This window comes from Sorangium sp. So ce381 (assembly GCF_051473845.1).
Lineage (GTDB): Bacteria > Myxococcota_A > Polyangia > Polyangiales > Polyangiaceae > Sorangium > Sorangium atrum.
Map to the genome: position 1 here is coordinate 9416064 of NZ_CP150336.1, position 12329 is coordinate 9428392.

8 protein-coding genes are annotated in these 12329 nt (G+C 70.7%); 6 read left to right on the plus strand and 2 right to left on the minus strand.

What is annotated here, in order from left to right:
* The first annotated feature begins 75 nt into the window (after positions 1-75).
* The 3 genes from WMF29_RS35325 (at position 76) to WMF29_RS35335 (ending at position 3981) form a co-directional block, all read left to right on the plus strand.
* Positions 76-2040: a putative Ig domain-containing protein gene (locus tag WMF29_RS35325; RefSeq protein WP_437324505.1), complete on the plus strand. Its 1965-nt coding sequence runs from the start codon at positions 76-78 to the stop codon at positions 2038-2040.
* Between the two features lie 102 nt (positions 2041-2142).
* Positions 2143-2877, plus strand: a complete 735-nt coding sequence (locus WMF29_RS35330; RefSeq protein ID WP_437324506.1) for an iron-containing redox enzyme family protein — start codon at positions 2143-2145, stop codon at positions 2875-2877.
* Between the two features lie 111 nt (positions 2878-2988).
* Entirely contained in the window at positions 2989-3981 is a 993-nt protein-coding gene (locus WMF29_RS35335) for a hypothetical protein (RefSeq protein ID WP_437324507.1), read from the plus strand.
* Positions 3982-4054: 73 nt separating this feature from the next.
* On the opposite strand, the gene WMF29_RS35340 is transcribed toward WMF29_RS35335, so the two are convergent.
* Positions 4055-5350: a serine hydrolase domain-containing protein gene (locus WMF29_RS35340; protein WP_437324508.1), complete on the minus strand. Its 1296-nt coding sequence runs from the start codon at positions 5348-5350 to the stop codon at positions 4055-4057.
* 333 nt (positions 5351-5683) lie between these two features.
* Between WMF29_RS35340 and WMF29_RS35345 the strand changes: the two genes are divergently transcribed.
* Positions 5684-7312 carry a sigma 54-interacting transcriptional regulator gene (locus tag WMF29_RS35345; protein ID WP_437324509.1) on the plus strand — a complete coding sequence of 543 codons (1629 nt, stop codon included), beginning with the start codon at positions 5684-5686 and terminating at the stop codon, positions 7310-7312.
* Positions 7313-7519: 207 nt separating this feature from the next.
* Here the strand turns inward: WMF29_RS35345 and WMF29_RS35350 are convergent, their stop codons facing one another.
* The gene (locus WMF29_RS35350) at positions 7520-9436 is read right to left on the minus strand and encodes a DUF4215 domain-containing protein (protein WP_437324510.1); all 1917 of its coding nucleotides are present in this window, start codon (positions 9434-9436) and stop codon (positions 7520-7522) included.
* 670 nt (positions 9437-10106) lie between these two features.
* Between WMF29_RS35350 and WMF29_RS35355 the strand changes: the two genes are divergently transcribed.
* Together WMF29_RS35355 and WMF29_RS35360 are read left to right on the plus strand one after the other, a co-directional pair.
* Entirely contained in the window at positions 10107-11384 is a 1278-nt protein-coding gene (locus WMF29_RS35355; RefSeq protein WP_437324511.1) for an ABC transporter substrate-binding protein, read from the plus strand.
* A gap of 11 nt (positions 11385-11395) precedes the next feature.
* On the plus strand, positions 11396-12292 hold the full coding sequence (locus tag WMF29_RS35360) for a carbohydrate ABC transporter permease (RefSeq protein WP_437324512.1): 897 nt from the start codon (positions 11396-11398) through the stop codon (positions 12290-12292).
* The last annotated feature ends 37 nt before the right edge of the window (positions 12293-12329 follow it).

A 12329-nucleotide genomic window follows, 5' to 3' on the forward strand; every position in this document is an offset into this window, starting at 1 on the left:
CGGCGCGACGCACGGGCATCGATGCTCGTGCGCCGAACGCCATCCTGACATGCATCCAAGAGCTCAGAGGAGATCATGAAACGACCTCGCGCCTTCCTTCTTCTGGCTGGGGCCACGCTCGCGACGACCAGCGCCCTGAGCGGCGCCGCACATGCGCAGTCGAGCATCGACATCTCGATGACGGAGGCGCCCGCCACGCCGCGCCTGCAAGGCCCGTTCGTGTACGGTGCCGCGCCCTCGTCGCCGTTCTTGTTCGCCATCCCCGCCACCGGCCGGGCGCCGCTCGAGTTTTCTGTCTCGGGGCTGCCCGCGGGGCTCACGCTCACGTCGTCCACGGGGATCATCTCGGGGACGACGCCGGCCGCCGGCTCCTATCCGGTCCAGGTCACCGTCACCAACGCCGCCGGCACGGCGAGCGCCACGTACACGCTGCAGTCCGGCAGCACGCTCGCCCTCACGCCTCCGATGGGCTGGAACAGCTACGACTCGTTCGGCGCGAGCGTCACCGAGCAGGACATGATCGAGCAGGCGCAAGCCGTGAGGACGTACCTGCAGCCGTACGGCTGGAACACCGTGGTCATCGACTATCGATGGTACGAGCCCGGGCAGCCGATCGACGCGAACGGCCGCTATGTGCCGGCCACGGGCAAGTACCCATCGGCGACGGGCAGCAACGGTTTCAAGACCCTCGCGGACGGCATCCACGCGATGGGCCTGGGCTTCGGCATCCACATCATGCGCGGCGTGCCGCGCAAATCGTACAACGCGAATCTCCCCATCGCGGGGTCGAGCTACACCACGCGCGACGCGGGCAACCCCGACGATCCCTGTCCCTGGGATGAGCACATGTGGGGCGTTCGCGGCGACACGCCGGCAGGACAGGCCTGGTACGACGCGCTCTTCCAGCAGTACGCGTCCTGGGGCGTCGATTTCGTGAAGATCGACGACATGCTCAACAACTCGACGCGCAGATACCACCAGGCCGAGGCCGATGCGATCCACAGGGCCGTGGAGAAGACCGGGCGCTCGATCATGCTGAGCTTCTCGCCGGGTCCCAACGATCCCTCGTGGCTGATCGCCTCGTCCGGCCACCTGAACGGCAACGCCAACATGTGGCGCGTCGTGAACGACTTCTGGGATTACAACGCGCTCACCGATCTTCCCGGAGTGCTCCGCGCCGCGAGCACCTGGCAGGGCGTGAGCGACCTCACCCCGGGCCACTGGCCCGACCTCGACATGCTGCCGCTCGGCTACCTCGGCCCGCGCAACGAATGGCACGCGTCGGGTCAGACGAGGTTCACCAAGAACGAGCAGGTCACGATCATGTCGCTCTGGACCATGCTGCCGTCACCGCTCATGTTCGGCGGCAACCCCGCGCGGCTCGGCTCGGACGCGTGGACGCTCGCGCTGCTCACCAACGAGGAGGTGCTCGCCGTGAACCAGGACGCGCTCGGCGCGCGCGGCCGCCGCACGACGGTGGACGGCGGCGAGATCTGGGTCCGTGACCTGAGCGGCGACCGCAAGGCCGTGGCGTTCTTCAATCATGGAGACCGGGACATGACGATGTCCGCGTCGTTCTCGCAGCTGGGCGTCACGGGAACGCCGGTGATCCGGGATCTGTGGCGCCGCGCCGACGTGAGCGGCATGAGCGACGCCCTGTCCGCCGACGTTCCCGCCGGCGCGGCGCTCATGTACACGCTGTCGCCGCCGGGCGGGATGGGCGAGGTCTCGAGCGCGGCCGCCACGAGCGGCTCGAGCGGAGGCGGAAGCACGAGTGAAGGCGGCGCCGGAGGAGGTGGAGGCGACACGGGAGGAGGAGGTGGAGGCGCCGGGACGGCGGGCGTGGGCGCCGGCGGAGCCGGCAGCGGGGGAGAGGCCGGCGCTGCGGGCAGCACCGGCGAGCCGAGCGGCTGCGGCTGCACGGTGCCCGGCCACCGTCGCGCGCCCGCGGCGCTCCTCCTGCTCCTCGCGACGACGGCGCTCGGCGCGCTCCGTCGGAGAGCAGCCAGACGCAACGACGCGAACGTCGTCTGCCGCTGATCCTGGCGGCGCGCCGCCCTCCGCGCAAGCTGCGACGACGGCGATGGGCAGACGCCTTCGGTGCTGTACAACGAAGGCTCCCCCTTGCCGAGGAGCTGCCGCATGACGCGTCGTCTTCAGGAATGCCTGCTCGCGATCATGGACCGCAAGAACCACTGGGCCTGGGCGCACCTCACCGGCCCCGGCCTCACGCGAGACCAGCTCGCGGTCCACTTCAGGCACGAATACCGGGTCTACGTGCGCGACTTCCCGGTGCTGCTCGCGCGCGTGCTCGGCCAGTCGCCGCCGGCCGCGGTGCGCAGCGCCCTCGCCGAGAACCTCTTCGAAGAGCAGACGGGCAAGCTCTCGCTGGGCGTGTCGCACCCGGCGCTCTTCCTGGAGATGATCGACGGCCTGGGCATCCCGCGCGCGGCCATCGAGGACGCGTCGCTCCCGCTCGAGCCCGAGGCCCACGCCTACAGGGCGCTGCTCGACCACGTGAGCGCGGCGCCGCCGTGGGTCGTGGGCGCGGCGGTGCTGACGATCTTCGTGGAGGGCAGCGTGCACGAGCGCGCAGAGCTCCTCGGGCAGCGCGAGGCGCCGCCGATCGAGGAGGCGCTGCGCGCGCACCCGATGGTGCGGCACTACGGGTGTCCGCCCGAGCGCATGCGCCTGGCGAGGGCGCACCGGGCTGTCGAAGGGGGGCACCGGCGGGACGCGTGGGAGATGGTGCTGGGGCACGCGCCGGACGAGGGCCCGATGGCGGACGCGATCGCGTCCGCGGTGGCCGCTGCGCACGCGGCCTGGCTGGCATACCGGGATGGAGTCGCGCGCGCGATGGGGCTCCGTCAGGCCTGAGCTGGCCCCGGCGCACTCCTCCGGTTCTGCCTGACACGCGCGGCGTTCACTGGTAGTATCGCGCGCATCGCTTGGGCCGTTCTGCGCCCGTTCTTGAGGAGATCTCCCAGTATGTCCTTCTCGGCTCGTTCCTTTGCCTTCTTTGCCATGTTCACGCTCGGGTCCGTGGCCGCGTGCGGCGGCGAATCCAGCTCCGGGGCCGGCGGCGCCGGCGGGTCGGGCGACGACGCCGCGGGCCCGGGCCCCGGGAGCACCTCCTCCGGCCCCGGCGCGACCAGCGGCGGCGCCTCGAGCGGCGGCGGCGCCACGAGCGGCAGCGCCACCAGCGGCAGCGCCACGACGAGCAGCGGCTCAGGCGACGTCGCCGCGAGCGCCACGAGCAGCGGCTCAGGCGACGTCGCCGCGAGCGCCACGAGCACCGGCGCCGGCGACACAACGACCAGCACGGCGGCGACCGGCGGCACGGACCCCGGCGGCTGCAGCATCTTCTGCTCCGACTTCGAGGGCGGCTCGCTGCCTTCCGAGCTCCAGTTCTTCCCGGACTACCTGCGCGCGAGGATGGGCGAGTTCGTGACGCTGGACAGCACAGGTCACAGCGGCACCCACTCCGTCAAGGTCTCGGGCACGGACTTCAGCCAGATGCTCGGCGTGGCCGTGCCGAGCAACTTCTGGGGCAGGATCTACCTCAAGAGCGCCACCGACATCCAGATGGGCCACAACACGTATGTCGCGGCCGTGGAAGGCAACGGGGATCCCAACAACGGGGAGCAGATCCGCATCGGCGAGCACCAGTGTCAGCTCGAGCTGAACCGCAAGAGCGACGACAAAGAGAAGCTCTCGAACGGCGGAACGTACATGTGCAGCGGCGGCGTGAAGCTCGTCGCGAACACCTGGTACTGCCTCGAGTTCCACTACGACGGGCCGGGCCGCTCGGTGAACGTGTTCGTGGACGGCACCGAGGTCACCGCGATGGGCGTCACGGACTGGGGCCCGTACGACTACAAGCTCTTCAAGTTCGGGTTCGAGAAGTACCACGGCGGGGCCAAGACGATGTGGTACGACGACCTCGCGCTCAACTCGGAGCGCGTCGGCTGCGGCAAGTGAGGCCGCGCCGCCCGGCGCTGGAGGGAGCCTGAGGGGCCGCGGGGACGCCGCGGAGACGAGATGAAGGCGATTGTCACTCGTCGATGACGGCGTTGACGATCCCGTCGAAGAACTCCGCGTTCCCGACCGCGTCGAGCATCCGGTTCCAGCCGATCTCATCGAACGGCGTCGGCAAGCCGTGGTTCGTCAGGATGACCCCGATCAGCTCGCGGCGGCGATCGATCCACAGGAAGCACCCGGTGCCGCCCGCCTTGCCGTAAGAGCCGCTCGAGAGGCGCGACCCGCCGTTGGAGAAGCGGTGGGTCGCGAGCTCCCAGCCATACCCCTTGGGCGTCATCAGGAGATTCGTTAGCGGCGACACGTCGGTCTCCGACGCCCTCACCTCGGGCGTCTGGTTGCTCACCATGGCGGCGGCGACCTGGCGGCTCAGGACGCGGACGCCGCCGTACCTGCCGCCGTTCAGGATCATCTGGCAGAACACCGCGATGTCCCGCGCCGTCGAGAAGACACCGTCACAGCCGGCGATCCCGCCGAGCGCGTGATCCTGCTCGTCCTGCACCTCGCCGCGCACCACCCTCCCCCGGATCTCGGAGTAGCCCGTGGCCGCGGTCCGCGAGATGAGCGCCCCCGACGGGTTGAAGGTCGTGTCGCTCATGCCGAGCGGGCCCCAGATGCGCGCCTTCGCGAAGGCGTCGAGATCCATGCCCGAGGCGACCTCGATCACCCGCCCGAGGAGGCGGTAGGTGAGATCGCTGTAGAGCACCTGCGTGCCAGGCACGTACTCGAGCGGCGACTCCGCCATGCGCTGCCAGACGCGCTCGCAGTCCGGATCGTCCAGGAACTGGCTGTCCAGCGGCAAGCCTGCCGTGTACCGGAGCATGTCGCGCACCTTGATGGCCTGCTTGCCGTTGGCCGCGAACTCCGGGATGAAGTCGGCCACCCGATCGTTCAGCCGAAGCACGCCGTCCTGCGCGAGGATCACCGCCGACGTCGCCGTCGCGAGGACCTTGGTGATGGAGAGCAGGTCGAACAGCGTGTCGAGCGTCATCGGCTCGTCCGCGCCGCGGACCCGGGAGCCGAACGCCCGGTGCCCGACGATCCTCCCGCGCCGCGCTACCAGGGCGACAGCGCCCGGGAACAGGCCGTCGGTCACCCGGCGCTGGATGCGCGCGAAGACGTCCTCGAGGCGCTCCGAGCACAGACCGACGCCCTCGGGCCGCCCAGGGACGAGGTGCTCGTACGTCGGCTGCGCGTACGCCTCAGCCACCTTGGTCGACAGGAACGCCGGCGCGAACGCGGCCACCGCCGCCGTACGGCCCAGCCCCTGGAGAAGGCGCCTGCGATTGAAAGATCCATGCTCGGTGCACATGCTCGCTCCTGATCCGTGATCCGTAGGGGGCGGGTCGTGCCGCTGCAGAGCCCGCTCGGGCGCGCCTTCGCGCGCCGTCGCTGAGGTCGCCATCGACGCTCGCGATCGCCCGAATTCCTGGACAGCAGGAGGCGTGCCGAGCAGCGTCCCCGACGGTTCGCGGCGCCGCCGCGCGAGGGCTCCGGCGGACGGTGCGCCGATCGTGCACCCGACTGCACGATCGGCCGCGCGATCGCCTGCGCGGCCGCATCGCTCTGCACGGTTTTGCATGATTCGTGCAAACCAACGCCGAACCAACGCACGGCGGCGCGCGGCGCCGCGTAGGATGTGCTCGTGGACGAAGGCTTTCCCGGCGGCGATGTGCGGGGCTCCTGCACGACGGCGCTCCGGCTCGCGATCGTGGCCGGCAGCACGGTCACCTTCGCCCCGCTGCCGCCCCACGGCCGCGTCGTCCTCGGCCGCGACGAGGGGTGCGACGTGCGGATCGACGATCGCTCGGTGTCGCGCCGGCACGCGGCGCTCCACGTCGGCCCGCCGCTCCGGATCGAGGACCTCGGGAGCGCCAACGGCACCTTCGTCGGCGAGCCGCAGGCCCGCGCGCTGACGGCGCGCACGCACCGCCTGCGGCGCCTCTCGCGGGAGAGCGCGGAGGTCGGCGTCGGCGAGCGCTTCAACCTCGGCGCGACCACCGTCGTCGTCGGCCGCGCGCCCGCGGGGGCGGCCGAGGAGCCCGACCGCGGCAAGCCGCCCGTGGACATCGTGCTGCTGGCCCCGGTGATGGTGGCGCTCTACGAGCAGGCCGCCCGCGCCGCGCGGAGCCCCATCAGCGTGCTCATCCTGGGCGAGACGGGGGTGGGCAAGGAGGTGCTCGCCCGGACCCTCCACGCGCGCTCGCCGCGGTCGAGCGGGCCCTATGTCGAGCTGAACTGCGCCGCGCTGCCGCCGTCGCTCCTCGAGGGCGAGCTCTTCGGCCACGAGAAGAGCGCCTTCACGGGCGCCAGCCACGCCCGCCCCGGCCTCCTCGAGGCGGCCCACGGCGGCACGCTGTTCCTCGACGAGATCGGCGAGCTGCCCCTCGCCTTCCAGGCGAAGCTGCTCCGCGTCCTCGAGGACCGGAAGGTGCTCCGCATCGGGGGCCGCACCCCTCGCCGGCTCGACCTCCGCTTCGTGGCGGCGACCAACCGCGATCTCGAGGCGGAGATCGCGCGCGGCGCCTTCCGCCAGGACCTCTACTTCCGGCTGAACGGCATCTCCCTCGTCGTCCCGCCGCTCCGCGAGCGGATCGCCGAGATCGGCCCGCTCGCAGGCAGGTTCCTCGAGGAGGCGTGCCGGCAGCTCGACCAGCGCGGCGCGCCCCGCATCTCGCCCGAGGCGCTCGCCGCCCTCGAGGCGTACGCCTGGCCGGGGAACGTGCGCGAGCTCCGCAACGTGATCGAGCGCGCGGCGGTCCTGTGCGCAGGGGAGTCGGTCCTGCCCGCCGATCTGCCGCCGCACCTGACGAACGGCGCCACGCCCCCGTCGAGCCGCGCCGCGTCGCGGCCCAGCGGCACCATCCCGCCGCCGCCGCCCTTGCCGCCGAGCGGCGCCGCGCTGCCGCCCGGCGGCGCCGCGCCCCTGCCCAGCGGCGCCGCACCCCCGCCCAGCGGCGCCGCGCTGCCGCCCAGCGGCGCCGCGCCCCCGTCGAGCGGCGACGCACCTCCGTCGGGCCGCGTCGCGCTGCCGCCGCCTCCGCCCAGCGGCGCCGGGTTGCCGCCGGCCGACGCGCCGCCGCCGAGCGGGGACGCCCTGGCGAGGCTCCGGCTCGAGATGAAGGCCGCCGACCGACAGCGCGTGGTCGAGGCCCTCGAGCGGTCCGCGGGCAACCAGACGCGCGCCGCGAAGCTCCTCGGCGTCTCGCTGCGCACGCTGATCAACCGCATCGACGAGTACGGCATCCCGCGGCCGCGGAAGCGATCGCCCTGAGCGCTCACGAGCGCGACGAGAGCGCCGCGCCCCCGGCGCCCAGCGCGCGGGACGCCCCCTCCCGGATCGGCGTTGCTACGCTGATACAGCGTCACTATCGACTCGACGCTGGCAACCGACAGGTGGTCAAGAGGGAAGTGTCGAAAGGCAGCCTGAACTCCTGCCAATCGGGTCCCACGGTGAGCGCCCGCGACGGCAGCGTCGACCTCAGGGAGCGGGGGTGAAGGCGACGGTGAGCGTGTAGGGGCCGCTGTTGATCGACGTGTAGGCGTCGACGATGACGAACAGGGGCTCGCCGCCGGTGACATCGATCACGAGCGTCTCGTCATGGCCGCGGCCTTCGTCGTCGACGCACGCGAGCTCGGAGCCGAAGTCCGCGCAGCTCTCGCGCAGGTAGATGCCCAGGTCGGTCTCGGCGGACAGCGTCAGCGTGAGCGCGCCGTCGCTCGGCGGCGTGAACCTGTGGATCGTCTCCGGCGCGTCCCATCCGAGGCAGCTGCCCTCGAACACCGAGGGGCCGGTCGCCGTGTTGCCCGTGTTCTCGCCGATCACGAGCTCGACCGCGTTCTCGCACAGCACGTCGGGCTCGTAGGCGCACGTGGCGGAGCAGCCATCGCCGCTCGTGGTGTTGCCGTCGTCGCATTGCTCGGCCGAGCCGACGGTCCCGTCGCCGCAGACGACCGGCGTGAAGCTGACGTTCAGGGTGTAGGGACCGGCCTCCCGCGGCTCATAGGAGTCGACGACGATCGGCACGGTCTGGCCGTCGCTCACGTGGATCTCGATCCGCTCTTCGTCGGGCAAACCATCGTGGGGGTAGTTCTCGTCGGAGCAGTCGATCTCGGAGAGCATGTCCGCGCACGAGCTACGGGCATAGACGCTATGCTCGGTCGGCGACTCGAGCTCGACCACGAGCGTGCCCGACTGCCCGGCGGGCGGCGTGAACAGGTGGATCTCCTCCGGTCCGTGCCCCGTGTTGCCGAGGTAGCAGGTCCCTTCCAGCCCGCTCGTGCCCCCCGACGTGTCGCCGTGGATCGTCGTCGAGACGATCGGTGTCGCGCTCGCGCAGGCGGCCTCGGCGATCGGGGTGCAGGTCGCGGCGCAGTCGGTGTCCGCGCAGTCGTAGGACCCGTCCCCGTCGTCGTCCTCGTGGTTCGCGCAGTCCGTCTCGCCTGGCGTGCAGACGCCGCTCAGGGTGTCGCACACGCCGAGCGAGGGGCACTGCGCGTTCGAGGTGCACCTCGGGACGCAGGCCCGGATGCCACCGCCGATGTCCTCGCAGGCATAACCGTCGCGGCACTCCGACGACGCGCTGCAGAGCGCCAGGCACGCGCCCACGCCATCGAAGATATCAAGACAGACCCCGCCGTCGCACTCTCCGCCCGGCGTTGGCTCGGCCGCGGGCTCACACAGGTCCGAGCAGAGCCCGGACGGGTATCCAAGTTCCTCCTCGGAGAGGCAGATGTCCCCGGTGCACTCATCGTCCATCGCGCAGGCCTCGTACAGCGCGCCCGCCGGCCCGCTTCCGCCGCTACCGGTGCCGGTTGGCTCGGCGCCGCCGCCGCCGCCGGTGCCGGTTGGCTCGGCGCCGCCGCCGCCGCCGGTGCCGGTTGGCTCGGCGCCGCCTCCGCCGCCGGTGCCGGTTGGCTCGGCGCCGCCGCCGCCTCCGCCGGTGGGCTCGGCGCCGCCAGCACCGCCACCGCCGGTTGGCTCGGCGCCGCCGCCGCCACCGGTGCCGGTTGGCTCGGCACCGCCGCCTCCGCCGCCACCGGTGCCTGTTGGCTCGGCACCGCCGCCTCCGCCGGTGGGCTCGGCGCCGCCAGCACCGCCTCCGCCGGTGGGCTCGGCGCCGCCAGCACCGCCTCCGCCGGTGGGCTCGGCGCCGCCAGCACCGCCTCCGCCGGTGGGCTCGGCGCCGCCAGCACCGCCTCCGCCGGTGGGCTCGGCGCCGCCGCCGCCGCCACCGCCGGTGCCAGTTCCGGTGCTCGTGGCGTCGACGCCGCCGCCACCGCCAGCGCCGCCGGAGCCGCCATTGCCGCCGGCGCCGACCTGGCCGTCATCGTCTCCGCAGCCCGCGGCAGCCGACAGCGCCAGCACGAAAAGACCTGCAACGAGTCGTACGTTCATCCACCTGCTCCAACGCAAGAGAGAGCTGTCGTGACGCGACGTGGGCCTCACCCCCACGGCGCAGCGTGATGCCATCTTCGGCACAACCGATCCGCCTGGCAAACCCCCTTTCATGAAGGCCGCCTGCCTCCGCCGCGCGCCAGTGCGCGCGGCCGCCGGATCCGGGCGTGGCTGCGCATCGCACGGAGAATCGCGCGCGGAGCGCACAATGCGCCTGGATCGTCTGCTGAGAGGGCTGCTCTTCTTTCATCAAACGCTCCGGACTCGCCCTCCGACAGTACGCGCATTGAGGGTCGGTGTTTCAGGCACATTGGCACGGAGGGCTCCGCAGCCAGCGGAGTGACCTCCTGGGGTAGCTGGTGTTGATCAGGAACCTCGTATCGGAAAAACCTGCCGCGAATACCTGGGCAAGAGCAGGATCGGGATCCGAGTGAAGCGGCCAGGCGCGGGGCCCTATGCGCTGTCGAGCATGATGGACGCGAGCTTCATGGCCGCTGCCTCCAGGTGCGCCTGGCGGCGACGTCGCCCACACTCTCCCAGGTGAACGCGTGACCAGCATTTTGTTGGGTTTCCTTGTTGTGTGAACGTTCACATGTCGTTTATCATCTCGGCCACTCGAAGCGCTTCGAAAAGGAGGGCCGATGCCCGTTTCTCACCCCGGAGGAAATTTATGATCACAAGAGTCACGGGCGCAGCGCTGCTCGCCGCAGGGACCCTGACGCTGGCCGCGTGCAGTCGCAGCGACGACGGCGAGTCCGGCGGCAAGGAGCTGCGCATCTGGCACTACGAGGCTCCCGAGAGCGCCATGGGCGTGGCCTGGAACGAGGCCATCAAGGAGTTCGAGGCCACTCATCCGGGCGTGAAGGTCAAGCTCGAGGAGAAGGGCTTCGAGCAGATCCAGAAGACCGCGCCCATGATCATGAACTCCAAGAGCGCCCCCGACGTCATGGAGTACAACAAGGGTAACGCGACCGCCGGGCTGCTGTCCAAGCAGGGCCTGCTCGAGGACCTCACGCCCGAGGTCACCAAGCGCGGCTGGGACAAGCTGATCAGCCCGAACGTGCAGGCCGTCGCCAGGTACGACGAAAAGGGCATCATGGGCGGCGGCAAGTGGTACGGGGTCCCCAACTACGCCGAGTACACGCAGGTCTACTACAACAAGGACCTGTTCAAGAAGTACGACCTCCAGGTCCCGACCACGTTCGACGAGCTCACCAAGGCGATGGACGCGTTCGTCGCCAAGGGCGTCACGCCGCTGGCGAACGCCGGCGCCGAGTACATGGCGCAGCAGTACGTCTACCAGCTCGCGCTGGAGAAGGCCGACCAGCCGTGGGTGAACGCGTTCCAGCGCTACACCGGCAAGGCCGATTTCACCGACCCGGCATGGACGTACGGGGCGACCACGTTCGCCGACTGGGTGACGAAGGGCTACATCGCCAAGAACTCGGTCAGCGCCAAGGCCGAGGATGCCGGGGTAGCGTTCATGAGCGGCAAGTTCCCGATGATGTTCTCCGGGAGCTGGTGGTTCGGCCGCGTGGCCAAGGAGGCCAAATTCGACTGGGGTACCTCCGTGTGGCCCGGCGCCAAGATGACCCTCGGATCGGGCGGAAATCTGTGGGTCGTGCCGGCAGGATCGAAGAACAAGCAGCTCGCCTACGACTTCATCGACATCACGCTGAAGAAGAAGATCCAGAACATTCTCGGCAACGCGGGCGCGGTGCCGGTGGCGGCCGACAGCTCGGCCATCACCGAGCCCAGGGCCAAGAAGCTCAACGACGACTTCAACACCCTCGCCCAGTCGAGCGGCCTGGCGTACTACCCGGACTGGCCGGTCGCGGGCTTCTACGATCAGTGGGTCTCGCATACCCAGAAGCTCATGAACGGCGATTCGCCGCAGTCGGTGCTCAGCGGAATCCAGAGATCCTACGACAGCGGCCTGCCCAAGTGACGACACGCAGCTTGACGGGGCGTGACCGGCTCGCCTACCTGCCCTACCTGATCCCCGGGCTGCTGCTGTTCGCCGGGGTCATCGGGGCGCCGTTCCTGATGAACATCGGGACCAGCTTCACCGAGTGGGCCGGCGTCGGCACCCCGACGTGGGTAGGGCTGGACAACTACCGGGAGCTGGCGACCGACGGCGAGTTCTGGGCGTCGTTCCGGCACAACGCGCTGGTCATCGTCGGGATGGCGATCCTCCCGACGATGATCGGTCTCGTGCTGGCCTCCGTCTTGACCGACCTGATCGACCGGCACTTCGGCCCGCGCACCGCCAGCGCCCTGCGCGCCTGCATCTACCTGCCGCAGGTCCTGCCAATCGTCATCGCGGGCATCGTGTGGAGCTGGCTGCTCGCCCCCGAGAACGGCGCGGTGAACGTCCTGCTGGACGCGATCGGGCTCGGCTCGCTCGCGCATGACTGGCTCGGCGATCCCGCCACCGCGCTGTGGAGCGTCATGGGGGTCATGGTCTGGATCCAGATCGGATTCCCCCTCGTGATCTTCATGTCCGGGCTGCAGCGCGTGGACCCCTCGCTGTACGAGGCGGCCGAGATCGACGGGGCCTCGTGGGCGCAACGCTTCTGGCACGTCACCATCCCGCAGATCAGGCCCGAGATCTTCGTGGTGCTGCTGTGGACGACGATCGCTGCGCTCAAGGCGTTCCCGCACATCTTCGTGCTCACCAGGGGCGGCCCGGGAGGCGCGACCAGCGTGCCGTCCTACTACTCCTACGTCAATTTCTTCGAGAAGACCGACGTCGGCTACGGCTCCGCGGTCGCCACAGTGCTGACGCTGATCATCATCGCGCTCACCATCGCCTTCCTGCGGCTGCAGGGCGGTGAGCTGGGGGAGGAGCGGTGACCGTGACGCTGACCGAGAGCCCGGTGAGCGCACCCGC